Raw genomic sequence first — 14,314 nt, forward strand, 5'->3', positions numbered from 1 at the left:
CGCAAGACTCACGACGGGCTGCCCGCCGTGGTTTCTTATAATTAACGCTTCTTACGGTTGGCCACGTGAATGGCGCCGCCATTCACCGCCAGCGCTGCTTCATGCAACGCTTCGGACAGGGTTGGATGGCTGAAGACCATCATGCCCAGATCCTCGGCACTGGTGCCGAATTCCATTGCGATTGCACCCTGCTGCACCAGTTCGGCAGCCGACGGGCCAATCACGTGTACACCCAGCACGCGGTCGGTCTTGGCATCGGCGATGACCTTGACGAAACCACCGGTATCGTTGGCGGCCATCGCACGGCCGCTGGCCGCGAACGGGAAGGTGCCTACGTTAACCTCAACACCCTCGGCCTTCAAGGACTGTTCGGTCTTGCCGACCCATGCAATTTCCGGGTGGGTGTAGATAACCGACGGGATCAGGTCGTAGTTCATCTGGGCCTTGTGGCCCTTGATGCGCTCGACGACCATGATGCCCTCTTCCGAAGCCTTGTGGGCCAGCATCATGCCGCGCACCACGTCACCGATGGCGAACACGCCCGGCACGCTGGTGGCGCAATGATCGTCGACGAAGATGTAACCGCGCTCGTCGATGGTCACGCCGCTGTCGGAAGCCAGCAGGTCGGTGGTTACAGGGCGACGGCCGACCGCAACGATCAGCTTGTCGAAGGTGATCTTCTGCTCGCCTTCGGCGTTGGTGTAGGTCACTTCAACTTCGTTGCCATTGACTTTCGAGCCGGTGACGCGAGCGCCCAGCTTGATGTCCAGGCCTTGCTTGGTCAGGGTCTTCTGGGCTTCTTTCGACACGGCAGTGTCAGCAGCCATCAGGAAGGTGTCCAGGGCTTCCAGCACGGTGACTTCAGCACCCAGGCGAGCCCATACCGAGCCCAGCTCCAGGCCGATCACGCCGGCACCGATAACGCCCAGGCGCTTCGGTACGGTCTGGAATTCCAGGGCGCCGGTGGAGTCGACGATGACGTTCTGGTCAACCGGAGCCGGCGGAATGTCGATCGGGCGCGAGCCGGAAGCCAGGATGACGTTCTCGGCTTCGATGACTTCGGTGGTGCCGTCAGCCTTGGTGACTTCGACTTTCTTGCCAGCCAGCAGCTTGCCGTGGCCCTGGATCGAAGTAACGCCGTTGGCCTTGAACAGGGTGGCAACGCCACCGGTCAGGTTCTTGACGATGCCAGCCTTGCGGCCAACCATCGCGGCGACGTCCATCTTCACTTCGCCAGTGGAGATACCGTGGACGTTGAAGCTCTCTTTGGCTTCCTTGTACTTCCAGGAGCTGTCCAGCAGCGCCTTGGACGGAATGCAACCTACGTTCAGGCAGGTGCCGCCCAGGGCCAGTTTGCCCTCGGCGTCGGTGTATTTCTCGATACAGGCAGTCTTCAGACCAAGTTGGGCAGCCTTGATGGCAGCTACATAGCCGCCAGGACCTGCACCAATCACCACTACGTCGAATTTCTGGGTCATAAAAGATTCCTTTTTAGCTTCAAGCGGCAAGCCGCAAGCCGCAAGACCAGCAGGCTTCGGCTTGAAGCTTGCGGCTTGCAGCTTACAGCTGCGCGATTAGATGTCCAGCAGCAGGCGGGACGGATCTTCCAGCAGGTTCTTGATAGTGACCAGGAAGGTTACCGCTTCCTTGCCGTCGATCAGGCGGTGATCGTACGACAGCGCCAGGTACATCATCGGGCGAATCACGACCTGGCCATTGATGGCCATCGGGCGCTGGATAATGTTGTGCATGCCCAGGATGGCGGCCTGCGGCGGGTTGACGATCGGGGTCGACATCATCGAACCGAAGGTACCACCGTTGGTGATGGTGAAGGTGCCACCGGTCATCTCTTCGATGGACAGTTTGCCGTCACGGGCCTTCTTGCCGAAGGTGGCGATGCCGTTCTCGATTTCAGCCAGGCTCATCGACTCGGCGTTACGCAGCACCGGTACCACCAGGCCACGGTCGCTGGACACGGCAACCCCGACGTCGGCGAAGCCGTGGTAGACGATGTCGTTGCCGTCGATCGAGGCGTTGACAGCCGGGAAGCGTTTCAGCGCTTCGGTAGCTGCCTTGACGAAGAACGACATGAAGCCCAGGCGCACGCCGTTGTGGGTCTTCTCGAACAGGTCCTTGTACTTCGAACGCAGGGCCATGACTTCGGTCATGTCCACTTCGTTGAAGGTGGTCAGCATCGCCATGTTGGACTGGGCTTCGACCAGACGCTCGGCGATCTTGGCACGCAGACGGGTCATCGGCACGCGCTTCTCGGTGCGGTCGCCAGCAGCGACGACAACCGGGGCAGCAGCGGCAGCAGCAGGCTTGGCAGCCGGGGCAGCGGCAGGGGCCGACTTCTTGTTGGCAACAGCAGCAACCACGTCTTCCTTGGTGATACGACCGCCTTTACCGGTACCGGCAACAGAGGCCAGGTCGATGCCGTTTTCTTCAGCCAGCTTACGCGCGGCCGGTGCAGCAACCGGGTCATCCTCGCCAGCGTCAGCGGCAGCAGCCGGAGCTGCAGCAGGCGCGGCTGCTGCGGCAGGAGCAGCGGCAGCACCGCCTTCAACGATCGAACCCAGCAATTCGTCGGACAGGACAGTGTCGCCCTCACCCTTGACGATGTCGCCCAGCACGCCATCGGCAGTCGCCAGTACTTCCAGGACAACCTTGTCGGTCTCGATGTCGACGATCAGCTCGTCACGCTTGACGGCTTCGCCCGGCTTCTTGTGCCAGGTGGCAACGGTGCCATCGGCAACCGATTCCGGGAAGGTTGGGGCTTTGATCTCGATAGCCATTATCTGTGTTTCCTTAAATTCGGTTTCAGGTGCGCGAAGGCGTTAGACAGTGAAGGCGTCTTGCAGCAGTTTTTCCTGCTGTTCGGCGTGCTTCGAAGCGTAACCACAGGCGGGTGCGGCAGAAGCGTCGCGACCGGCATATTCCAGGGTCAGAGCCTTGTTGTGGCGGCCCAGGATACGGCGCATGTGGTGCTGACTGCTGTACCAGGCGCCCTGGTTCATCGGCTCTTCCTGGCACCATACGGCGTGCTTGAGGTTGCTGTATTGGGCCAGGATTTCGACCAGGTCGTCCTCCGGGAACGGGTACAGCTGCTCGAGACGCAGGATGGCGATGTCTTCGCGGCCTTCGGCACGGCGTTTTTCCAGCAGGTCGTAGTAGACCTTGCCGCTGCACAGCACCAGGCGCTCGACCTTGGCCGGATCGATTGCGTCGATTTCCGGGATCACGGTCTGGAACGAGCCTTCTGCCAGGTCTTCCAGCGTCGAAACGGCCAGTTTGTGGCGCAGCAGCGACTTCGGCGTCAGGACCACCAGCGGCTTGCGCAGCGGGCGGATGACCTGGCGACGCAGCAGGTGGTAGATCTGTGCCGGGGTAGTGGGTACGCAGACCTGGATGTTGTGCTCGGCGCACAGTTGCAGGTAACGCTCCAGACGCGCGGAGGAGTGCTCCGGGCCCTGCCCTTCGTAACCGTGTGGCAGCAGCATGGTCAGACCGCACAGGCGGCCCCACTTGTGCTCACCGCTGGTGATGAACTGGTCGATCACCACTTGCGCACCGTTGGCGAAGTCGCCGAACTGGGCTTCCCAGATCACCAGCGCATTTGGCGTGGTGGTGGAGTAGCCGTATTCGAAGGCCAGTACCGCTTCCTCGGACAGGAACGAATCGTACAGGTCGAAACGTGGCTGGCCCGGGAACAGGTTCTGCAGCGGAATGTAGGTGCTGGCGTCCTTCTGGTTGTGCAGCACCGCGTGACGGTGCGAGAAGGTGCCACGGCCGATGTCCTGGCCGGTCATGCGGATCGGGTGACCTTCGAACTGCAGGGTGGCGTAGGCCATGGTCTCTGCATAACCCCAGTTGATGGGCAAGCCGCCGGCCTGCATCTTCTGACGGTCTTCGTAGATCTTCGACACCTGACGCTGGACGACGAAACCTTCCGGCAGCTCGAGCAGCTTGGCCGACAGGTCCTGCAGGGTCTTGAGGTCGAAACGGGTGTCGTGACGCGCGGTCCAGGCGTGACCCAGGTACGGACGCCAGTCGACGAACAGCTCGCGGTTCGGCTCCTTGACCAGGCTTTTTACCACATGCAGGCCATTGTCCAGCGCGTTGCGGTACTCGTCGACCTTGGCCTGAGCACGCTCGGCGTCGATACGACCGGCCTGGATCAGCGCCTCGGCATACAGCTCACGGGTAGTGCGCTGCTTGCTGATCTGCTGGTACATCAGCGGCTGGGTGCCGTTCGGCTCGTCAGCCTCGTTGTGGCCACGACGACGGTAGCAGACCAGGTCGATCACCACGTCACGCTTGAACTGCATGCGGTAGTCGATGGCCAGCTGGGTAACGAACAGCACGGCTTCCGGGTCATCGCCGTTGACGTGCAGGATCGGCGCCTGGATCATCTTGGCAACGTCGGTGGCGTACTCGGTGGAGCGCGCGTCCAGCGGGTTGCTGATGGTGAAACCCACCTGGTTGTTGATCACGATGTGCACGGTACCGCCGGTCTTGAAACCGCGGGTCTGCGACATCTGGAAGGTTTCCATGACCACGCCCTGGCCGGCGAATGCGGCGTCGCCGTGGATCGAGATCGGCAGCACCTTGTCGCCAGCGGTATCGTTGCGGCGGTCCTGACGGGCGCGCACCGAACCCTCGACCACAGGCGAAACGATTTCCAGGTGGGACGGGTTGAACGCCATGGCCAGGTGAACTTCGCCACCGGTGGTCATCACGTTCGAGGAGAAGCCCTGGTGATACTTCACGTCACCGGAGCCCAGCTCGTTCATCTTCTTGCCTTCGAACTCGTCGAACAGCTCGCGCGGGTTCTTGCCGAAGGTGTTCACCAGCACGTTCAGGCGGCCACGGTGGGCCATGCCGATGACGACTTCCTTGGTGCCATACGAGCCGGAACGCTGGATCATTTCATCCAGCATCGGGATCAGGCTCTCGCCACCTTCAAGGCCGAAACGCTTGGTGCCCGGATACTTGGTACCCAGGTACTTTTCCAGGCCCTCACCGGCGGTCACGCGCTCCAGCAGGTGCGCCTGCACGTCAGCGGAAAACTCCGGACGGCCGCGTACGCTTTCCAGGCGCTGCTGGAACCAGCTGCGCTGCTCGGAATCGACGATGTGGGTGAATTCGGCGCCAATGGTGCGACAATATGTCTTCTGGAGTGCATCGAAGATGTCGCGTAGGCTCGCCTCCTCTTTGCCGATGAACAGGTCGCCGGCACGGAAGGTCGTATCAAGATCGGCATTGGTCAAGCCGTAGTGATTGATCGACAGGTCTACGGGCGCAGGGCGCTGCCACAACCCCAACGGGTCGAGCTTGGCAGCCTGATGGCCGCGCATACGATAGGCCTGGATCAGTCGCAGAACTTCAACCTGCTTCTTCTCGTGTTCACTGCTCACGCTCCCGGCGGATACCGGTTGGGCGCGGCGCTGGTTCTTTGCCAGCAGTACGAAATGGTCGCGGATTGTCGAGTGCGATACATCAGTAGCGGTGCTGCCGTCGGCTGGCAACTTCTGGAAGTAAGTGCGCCACTCTTCTGGCACAGCGTTAGGGTCGTGCAGGTAGAGTTCGTAGAGCTCTTCCACATATGCAGCGTTACCACCTGAAAGGTGGGCGCTATCCCACATGCGCTGCATCACGCTTTCTTGCATGCTTGGTCACCCTCGATTAGGGGACTGATCGGCGAGAGCCACAGCAAACCTGGAAAAGTCCGAATAAAGCGACTGAACCACGCCACTTGGATCCTGCTGATTTTCCGGGTACCAGCCCGGAAAGCCCCTGCTGGTCTCATATCTTCATAGGTATGAACGCGGGCTTTGTGGGCCCTTGTTCGGGTTTTACCTCAGTGCGGGCTCAACACCCGCACCTCGGCTTACTGCAGGTACAACAGGCTGTATCAGGTGCCGCTTTGCAGCAGCATGTTACGTACGTGACCGATTGCCTTGGTCGGGTTCAGACCTTTCGGGCAAACGTTTACGCAGTTCATGATCCCGCGGCAGCGGAATACGCTGAACGGGTCATCCAGGGACGCCAGGCGCTCCTGAGTCTTGGTGTCACGGCTGTCGGCCAGGAAGCGGTAGGCCTGCAACAGTGCGGCGGGGCCCAGGAACTTGTCCGGGTTCCACCAGAACGACGGGCAGGAGGTCGAGCAGCAAGCGCACAGGATGCACTCGTACAGACCGTCCAGCTTGTCACGCTCTTCAGGCGACTGCAGGCGCTCGATGGCCGGGGCCGGCGTGTCGTTCTGCAGGAATGGCTTCACCTTCTCGTACTGCTTGTAGAAGATGCTCATATCGACCACCAGGTCACGAATGACCGGCAGGCCTGGCAGCGGGCGCAGAACCAGCTTGTTGCCTTTGACCACACCCGACAGCGGGGTGATGCAGGCCAGGCCGTTCTTGCCGTTCATGTTCATGCCATCGGAACCGCACACGCCTTCACGGCAGGAGCGACGGTACGAGAAACCCTCGTCCTTTTCCTTGATCAGCGCCAATACATCGAGAACCATCAGGTCCTTGCCACCGGTATCGACGTCGAACGACTCCATCTTGGGCGCCGAGTCGGTGTCGGGGTTGTAACGATAAACTTCGACTTTCAACATAGCAGCCACCCTTAGTAAGTCCGGATTTTTGGCTCGAAGGCCGGTACGGTCTTCGGCGCAAAGTTGACGCCACGCTTGGCAACGCGCTTCTCACCCGGGTAGTACAGGGTGTGGCACAGCCAGTTTTCGTCGTCACGGTCTTCGAAGTCTTCACGGGCGTGAGCGCCGCGGGACTCTTTACGGGCTTCGGCCGCGATGGCGGTAGCTTCGGCGACTTCCAGCAGGTTCTGCAGCTCCAGCGCTTCGATACGCGCGGTGTTGAAGGCCTGGGACTTGTCGTTGATCTTGACGTTGGCGATGCGGTCACGCAGGCCGGCCAGCTGCTCGATACCCTTCAGCATGTATTCGCCAGTACGGAATACACCGAAGTAGTTCTGCATGCAGCTCTGCAGCTCGCGCTTGAGGCTGGCAACGTCTTCGCCAGTGGAGCGCTCGTTGAGCTTGTTCAGGCGGTTCAGGGCAACTTCGATGTCGGTGTCGCTGGCGTCGAGGTGCTCGATACCATCGCTCAGCGCCTTCTCCAGGTGCAGACCGGCTGCACGGCCGAACACCACCAGGTCGAGCAGCGAGTTGCCGCCCAGGCGGTTGGCACCGTGAACCGATACGCACGCCACTTCACCTACGGCGAACAGGCCAGGGATGATGTGATCCTTGCCTTCTTCGTCCATGGTGATGGCCTGGCCATGGATGTTGGTGGCAACGCCGCCCATCATGTAGTGGCAGGTCGGAACGACCGGCACCGGCGCGACGACCGGGTCGACGTGGGCGAAGGTCTTGGACAGCTCGCAGATACCTGGCAGGCGGCTGTGCAGCACTTCCTCGCCCAAGTGGTCCAGCTTCAGCAGTACGTGGTCCTTGTTCGGGCCCACGCCGTTGCCGGCGATGATTTCCTTGACCATGGAACGGGCAACCACGTCGCGGCCGGCCAGGTCTTTCGCGTTCGGCGCGTAACGCTCCATGAAGCGCTCGCCGTGGGCGTTGATCAGGTAGCCACCCTCACCGCGGCAGCCTTCGGTGACCAGTACACCGGCGCCGGCGATGCCGGTCGGGTGGAACTGCCACATCTCGATGTCCTGCACCGGTACACCGGCACGCAGGGCCATACCGATACCGTCACCGGTATTGATCAGGGCGTTGGTGGTGGAGGCGTAGATACGGCCTGCACCGCCAGTGGCCAGAACGGTGGCCTTGGACTTGATGTACATGGTTTCGCCGGTTTCGATGCAGATCGCGATCACACCGACAAAAGCGCCTTCCTGGTTCTTTACCAGATCAACGGCGTAGTACTCGTTGAGGAAGGTGGTACCGGCTTTCAGGTTGCCCTGGTACAGGGTGTGCAGCAGCGCGTGACCGGTACGGTCGGAAGCGGCACAAGTACGGGCAGCCTGGCCACCTTTACCGAAGTCCTTGGACTGGCCACCGAACGGACGCTGGTAGATACGGCCGGTTTCGGTACGCGAGAACGGCAGGCCCATGTGGTCCAGCTCGAAGACCGCAGCCGGGCCTTCCTGACACATGTATTCGATAGCGTCCTGGTCACCGATGTAATCGGAACCTTTGACGGTATCGTACATGTGCCAGCGCCAGTCGTCGTTCGGGTCAGCCGAAGCGATGGCGCAGGTGATGCCGCCCTGGGCGGATACAGTGTGCGAGCGGGTCGGGAAGACCTTGGTGACTACGGCAGTCTTGTGGCCGCCTTGAGCCAGTTGCAGCGCAGCACGCATGCCGGCGCCGCCGCCACCGATGATGATGGCGTCGAATGAGATGGTTGGAATGCTAGCCATGGATCAGATACCCCAGAGAATCTGCACACCCCAGACGAAGTAAGCGAACATCGCAACGCCGCATACCGCCTGGAACAGGAAACGAATCGCAGTTGCCGACTTGCCGAACGACATAGGCGTCAGGTAGTCGGTTGCAATGGTCCACATGCCGACCCAGGCGTGAGCGCCCAGGGCAACGAGGGCCAGCAGACTGAAGATCCGCATCGCGTTGTTGGAGAACAGACCATGCCACTGGGTGTAGTCGATGCCTGGGTGGGCGACCACGTAGCCGATCAGGAAGAGGAAGTAAGCCGCGAGAACGACCGCGGAGACGCGTTGCGCCATCCAGTCATAGAGGCCCGAACGCGACAGGTTCGTGACATTGGTTACCATACCCAAACTCCCACCAGAACGATCAGCACCACGGAGATGACAATCACGATTTTCGAGCCCAGCTTGCCGCCTTCCAGCGTCTCACCGATGCCCATGTCCATGATCAGGTGGCGTACACCTGCCACGAGGTGATAAAGCAGGGCGGACAACAGGCCCCAGGTCACGAATTTGGCCAGCGGGCTGGTCAGACACGCCTTCACCTCACCGAAGCCTTCCTCGGAGCCCAACGATTTGCCCAGTGCATAAAGCATGATGGCAAGGCCGATGAACAGGATGACGCCGGAGATACGGTGCAGAATGGACGTGTATGCAGTGACAGGGAGCTTGATGGTCCTTAGGTCTAGGTTTACAGGTCGTTGGCTTTTCACGGCTTTTTTCACACTGAAGAGCCCCTAGCGAATCAGGGCAAAGTTGTTGGTAAGTGTACTGGTCAGGTACCCACCACCCAGGGAACGGCGACCCCCAGCAGTTCGGGCTTGCAAGCCCCTGGCGGTCGGGTGCCGAGTATAGACAGTTAGGCTGCTTATGACAACGTGACGGGGTAGCCCAAATAGCGCATTGCCTTTAACGAACAAAAGGCGTAAATGGGCGAGAATTTCGGGAAAAATCAGGCTTGAATGCCTGATTCAACAAGCCTTTAGGCAAATTGACATCTGAATTTATCCCTCTATAGTGGTGCGGGCCCTGCGTGGGGGGTCTGTCTGATGATTTCAAGCATTAATAGGAGGCCACATGGCTGACAAAAAAGCGCAGTTGGTCATCGAGGGCGCTGCCCCCGTCGAGCTGCCCATTTTAACCGGCACCGTTGGTCCTGATGTAATCGACGTCCGCGGGTTAGGGGCCACTGGTCACTTCACCTTCGACCCCGGTTTCATGGCGACCGCCTCGTGCGAGTCGAAGATCACCTATATTGACGGCGACAAAGGTATCCTGCTGCACCGCGGCTACCCGATCGAGCAACTCGCCGAACAGTCCGACTACCTCGAAACGTGCTACCTGCTGCTCAACGGCGAACTGCCGAATGCCGAGCAGAAGGCCCAGTTCGTCAGCACCGTCAAGAACCACACCATGGTTCACGAGCAGCTGAAGTCCTTCTTCAACGGCTTCCGCCGCGACGCTCACCCGATGGCGGTGATGTGTGGCGTAGTCGGCGCCCTGTCGGCGTTCTATCACGACTCCCTGGACATCAATAACCCGCAACACCGCGAAATTTCCGCGGTGCGCCTGGTCGCCAAGATGCCGACCCTGGCCGCGATGGTTTACAAGTACTCCATGGGCCAGCCGATGATGTACCCGCGCAACGACCTGTCGTACGCGGAAAACTTCCTGCACATGATGTTCAACACCCCGTGCGAGATCAAACCGATCAGCCCGGTGCTGGCCAAGGCAATGGACCGGATCTTCATCCTCCACGCCGACCACGAGCAAAATGCCTCCACCTCTACCGTTCGCCTGGCCGGCTCGTCGGGTGCCAACCCGTTCGCCTGTATCGCCGCCGGTATCGCCGCACTGTGGGGCCCGGCCCATGGCGGTGCGAACGAAGCCGTACTGACCATGCTCGATGAAATCGGCGATGTCTCGAACATCGACACCTTCATCGCCAAGGCCAAGGACAAGAACGACCCGTTCAAGCTGATGGGCTTCGGTCACCGCGTGTACAAGAACCGCGACCCGCGTGCTACCGTCATGAAGCAGACCTGCGACGAAGTCCTGCGCGAGCTGGGCATCAAGAACGACCCGCAGCTGGAACTGGCCATGCGCCTCGAAGAGATCGCCCTGACCGATCCGTACTTCATCGAGCGCTCGCTGTACCCGAACGTCGACTTCTACTCGGGGATCATCCTCAAGGCGATCGGCATTCCGACCAGCATGTTCACCGTGATCTTCGCCCTGGCACGTACTGTCGGCTGGATCTCGCACTGGAAAGAAATGCTCTCCAGCCCGTACAAGATCGGCCGTCCGCGCCAGCTGTACACCGGCGAGCAAAAACGCGATATCACTGCACTGAAAGACCGCAAGTAAGCTTTTTTAGCCGAACGCAAAAGGCTGCCCTCGGGCAGCCTTTTTTCTTCCAGGTCCTGGTGGCCGCGTTTCGACCCTTGCGGGAGCGGCCTTGCGTTAAACCTCAGTTTTTCTCAGCCCGCTCCCGCAGCCCTTTCAGGGTATTGAACGGCGCGTCCACCACGAACTTGTTGGCCACCATCGCCGGCACGCTACCCCCCGGCTCGGTGTGCACCTGGTAGGTCACTTCCGTGCTGTCGCCCTTGGGTACCAGCTTCCAGAAGCCCTCAACCTTGGCCACCCGCACATAGCCCTTCTCTTCCGGCAGATAGGTCGGCTCTTCCTTCAGGTTACGCACCAGGCTGCCGTCCGCTCCCTTGACAGTGGTCACGTGCAGAATCGAATCTCGCGGCGTTACCGGCCAAGGGGTATTGAACTGGGTGTAGGTCCAGCTCTGATCACCTTCGTGCTTGAGCAGCTTCTGCGACTTGCACTCATGAATCCATGCGCAGGCCCCGGCCACGTCTTCCTGCAACGCCTGCACCTTGGCCAGCGGCGCCTTGATTACGGTGACGCCCTGATAAGCCTTGTACTTGGACCCGGCCACTTCACTGAGGGATACCTTGATGCCCTCCTCGTCCTTGGCCACCTGCCAGTTTTCGGCCCAGGCCGCAGGCGACAGCAGAACACCCACGCCACACAGCAGTGCAATTCGCTTGAACGATCTCATCATGTTTATCCTTGTTGTCGAAGATCCAGCCTGTCACGCCGCCGTCATCTGCTCCCACCAGCCAAGAATCCTGATTGCCTCGTCACGGTCACTGCCGCACACCTCGACATCTGCCTTGAAGCCGCCACATACCGCCGGCCGCTCGGGCTTGCCGAACAGGTCGCACAGGTTGGCAGCCGTCAGGTGCAGGCAGCGCTCACCAGCCGGCTTGCCATTGGGCATGCGCGGCATCGCAGACGTGATGGACGGGGCGATGCAGCAAGCACCACAGCCTTCACGGCAGTTCATGGCTATTCACCAAAATCAGGACTCCCTGGAACAAAACGGGACGAACGTCCCTGGATAGTAACCGCTCAAACAGGCGTTTGAAATTGCTGGCACGATGAAATCTGCCGTGACCCGGCAGTCAGTTCCCGGCTACTGCCGATACTCGAAATCGATCGCCGCCCCCTCCACGTCATGACGGCTGTCATTACGCAACTGCAGCTGCATTTCGTTATTGATAAGCCGGCCATTGAGCTGGAACGGGCTGTCGTTGGTTTCGGGCTTTTCGGTGAACATCGGCGGCAGCAAAGGTTTGCGCCGCTGGATGGGCGACGGGGTACCCACATCCGGCTCAAGGGTATTGACCATATCGACTGGCAGGCTGAGGTCCAGCTTTGCCTTGGGCAGTGGTTTGGCAACCGCTTTACTGACGGGTTTGTGCGCCTTGGTCTTGCTGTTGCCGGTTTTTTTCACCACCTGCTTCGGCGCGGGCTTGGCTGCCACTTTTTTTTGCACGGGCTTGCTCTGGGCTGCCTGCGCCTGTTGCGCCGGCTGCGCAGCCAAGGTTGGACCGCCCGGGTAGCAGAGCGGTGCAAGACACAAGATCAGGGCAAAACGGCGCAAAGCATTCATGGCAAATGGACAGATTGGCAAGAAAGGTGCGTATGCTCCATGTTCCACAAGCGCCTGGCAAGCCTTACAAAAGTGTGAGCGCAGGCTCCCTGCACAACTGCTGAGCCAGCAAACCCAGCGTCATCACTGCCCGCTCGGCCTCCTTGTTCCACGGGATGCCGCAATTAAGGCGGATGCAGTGATTGAACTGTTCTGTGTTACTGAATATTAACCCCGGCGCAATGCTGATGCCCTGCTCCAGCGCCCGCACATGCAGTTCCTGGGTATTGACCCGCCCGGGCAAGCTTATCCAGAGGATGAAACCGCCCGTCGGCCGAGTCATCTGGGTACCCTCCGGGAAGTGCTGCTGCACCGCCAACTGGTAGGCGCTGAGGTTCTTGCGATACTCCTGGCGTATGTAACGCAGGTGCCGGTCGTAGCCGCCATTTTCCAGGTAGGCCGCCACGCCCATCTGCGTCACGCTGCAGGCCGAATGAGTAGTGAAGGTCTGCAGGCGCTGTATCTCGTCCTGATAGCGCCCGGCGATCATCCAGCCAACGCGCACACCAGGGGACAAGGTTTTGGAGAAACTTGAACAGTAGATCACCCGGTCCAGCCGGTCGAATGCCTTCAGCGCCTTGGTCTTGCCTTGCTCGAACATCAACTCGCCATAGATGTCGTCCTCGACGATCTGGATGTCGAAGTCCGACGCCAGGCGCAGCAACTGCTTCTGCCGCTCTTCAGGAACAGTGCCGCCCAACGGGTTGCTCAGGCGGGCGGTCAGCACCAGGGCCTTGATCGACCACTGGTTGGCCGCCAGTTGCAAGGCTTCAAGGCTGATGCCGGTGGACGGGTCACTGGGGATTTCGATCACTTTCAGGCCCAGCAGGTCGGCCAGTTGCAGCAAGCCGTAATACGTCGGCGACTCGGCCGCAATCAGATCGCCCGGGCGGGTCAGCACGCGCAATGACATTTGCAGGGCATCGACGCAGCCATGGGTCACGATCACTTCACGGGGGTCGACCAGCACGCCAGCATCGCGCATGCGAATGGCGATCTGCCGGCGCAACGGCTCAAAGCCGGGGCTGAACATGTAGCTGAACGCGCGCGGGCTGTGAAAGCGGGTGACCTTGGCAATTTGCTGATGCAGGGCACGGACCGGCAGGTAGTCGACATGCGGCACCGCAGCACCAAACGGGAACACGCCATCACGGCGCGCCTCGGTCAGCACTTGCTGGATGATGCTGGCGCGGGTGACCAGACCGGGGCGCTCCACCCGGGCAATGTCCGGCGTTTGCGCAGTCAGGGCCGGCGTCTGGTGCACGTAGTAGCCCGACTGCGGCCGCGCGCGGATCAGCCCTTGGTCTTCGAGGTTGGCATAGGCCTGCAGCACCGTGGCATGGCTGACATTGAGCTGGGCACTCATCTTGCGCACGGAGGGTACACGCTCGCCTGGCTGGTAGACACCGCGACGGATGTCATCGGCCAGTTGCTGGGCGATACGCTGGTACAGCAGCAGGTTGGTCATGGCGGCAGGCTCGTTGTTCTTGTGCGGCTCAGTGACGGTAGAGGATACCGTAACAGTTGCAAAGTGTACTGGGACAGAATGCAACATAGTCGACAATACAACAGCGTGACAGCTATCGAAACGACTAAGCCGACAAAAAGCGGGGCTGCCTGGCGGCCCCCCGGCAATCCAGCCCCTTTCAACAAAAACATGGCTTTTGATCTGGCAGGGACCTTGTGGGAGCGGGCTTGCCCCGCGAACACCGGAAAAGCCGGTGCCATGCACCGCGCGGCCCCCTTCGCGGGACAAGCCCGCTCCCACAATGACGCCTGACACGCATTCCCTGTGGGAGCTGTAACTCAGCGCGCGGGCGCGAGCTTGCCTTTGTCGTCGGAGAAGACGATCTCCACCCGGCGGTTCTGCGC

The 14,314-nt window shown here is 60.6% G+C and carries 12 protein-coding genes; 1 reads left to right on the plus strand and 11 read right to left on the minus strand.

The features are described from left to right. Positions 1 to 41: 41 nt before the first annotated feature. From lpdA to sdhC, 7 genes are all read right to left on the minus strand, one after another. Entirely contained in the window at positions 42 to 1,478 is a 1,437-nt protein-coding gene (lpdA, locus tag AC07XM_RS25160; protein ID WP_016488278.1) for a dihydrolipoyl dehydrogenase, read from the minus strand. A 96-nt stretch (positions 1,479 to 1,574) separates the two neighbouring features. Continuing rightward, positions 1,575 to 2,795, minus strand: a complete 1,221-nt coding sequence (odhB, locus tag AC07XM_RS25165) for a 2-oxoglutarate dehydrogenase complex dihydrolipoyllysine-residue succinyltransferase (RefSeq protein ID WP_016488279.1) — start codon at positions 2,793 to 2,795, stop codon at positions 1,575 to 1,577. 42 nt (positions 2,796 to 2,837) lie between these two features. Continuing rightward, positions 2,838 to 5,669, minus strand: coding sequence for a 2-oxoglutarate dehydrogenase E1 component (locus AC07XM_RS25170; protein ID WP_016488280.1), 2,832 nt, complete (start codon positions 5,667 to 5,669; stop codon positions 2,838 to 2,840). A 245-nt stretch (positions 5,670 to 5,914) separates the two neighbouring features. Beyond that, a complete protein-coding gene (locus AC07XM_RS25175; protein WP_008091906.1) occupies positions 5,915 to 6,619 on the minus strand; it encodes a succinate dehydrogenase iron-sulfur subunit in 705 nt (234 codons plus the stop codon). 11 nt (positions 6,620 to 6,630) lie between these two features. Then, on the minus strand, positions 6,631 to 8,403 hold the full coding sequence (gene sdhA, locus AC07XM_RS25180; RefSeq protein WP_016488281.1) for a succinate dehydrogenase flavoprotein subunit: 1,773 nt from the start codon (positions 8,401 to 8,403) through the stop codon (positions 6,631 to 6,633). 3 nt (positions 8,404 to 8,406) lie between these two features. Further along, on the minus strand, positions 8,407 to 8,775 hold the full coding sequence (gene sdhD / locus AC07XM_RS25185) for a succinate dehydrogenase, hydrophobic membrane anchor protein (RefSeq protein WP_003254214.1): 369 nt from the start codon (positions 8,773 to 8,775) through the stop codon (positions 8,407 to 8,409). Beyond that, complete coding sequence (sdhC, locus tag AC07XM_RS25190; RefSeq protein WP_008091902.1) at positions 8,769 to 9,155, minus strand: succinate dehydrogenase, cytochrome b556 subunit; 387 nt, start codon at positions 9,153 to 9,155, stop codon at positions 8,769 to 8,771. Before sdhC ends, sdhD begins: the two co-directional genes overlap by 7 nt. A gap of 352 nt (positions 9,156 to 9,507) precedes the next feature. Here sdhC and gltA point away from each other — a divergent pair, with 352 nt between their 5' ends. Then, positions 9,508 to 10,797: a citrate synthase gene (gene gltA, locus AC07XM_RS25195; RefSeq protein ID WP_016488282.1), complete on the plus strand. Its 1,290-nt coding sequence runs from the start codon at positions 9,508 to 9,510 to the stop codon at positions 10,795 to 10,797. Between the two features lie 103 nt (positions 10,798 to 10,900). Here gltA and AC07XM_RS25200 read toward each other — a convergent pair whose 3' ends face one another. The 4 genes from AC07XM_RS25200 to AC07XM_RS25215 all read right to left on the minus strand — a co-directional run bounded on the left by AC07XM_RS25200 (position 10,901) and on the right by AC07XM_RS25215 (position 13,910). Next, entirely contained in the window at positions 10,901 to 11,506 is a 606-nt protein-coding gene (locus tag AC07XM_RS25200) for an START domain-containing protein (protein ID WP_031312010.1), read from the minus strand. Positions 11,507 to 11,539: 33 nt separating this feature from the next. Then, a complete protein-coding gene (locus AC07XM_RS25205) occupies positions 11,540 to 11,794 on the minus strand; it encodes a YkgJ family cysteine cluster protein (protein WP_009684718.1) in 255 nt (84 codons plus the stop codon). A 129-nt stretch (positions 11,795 to 11,923) separates the two neighbouring features. Next, the gene (locus tag AC07XM_RS25210; RefSeq protein WP_095115700.1) at positions 11,924 to 12,403 is read right to left on the minus strand and encodes a hypothetical protein; all 480 of its coding nucleotides are present in this window, start codon (positions 12,401 to 12,403) and stop codon (positions 11,924 to 11,926) included. 64 nt (positions 12,404 to 12,467) lie between these two features. Then, complete coding sequence (locus tag AC07XM_RS25215) at positions 12,468 to 13,910, minus strand: aminotransferase-like domain-containing protein (protein WP_016488285.1); 1,443 nt, start codon at positions 13,908 to 13,910, stop codon at positions 12,468 to 12,470. Between the last annotated feature and the right edge of the window lie 404 nt (positions 13,911 to 14,314).

It is taken from the genome of Pseudomonas sp. GW460-LB5, assembly GCF_059423245.1.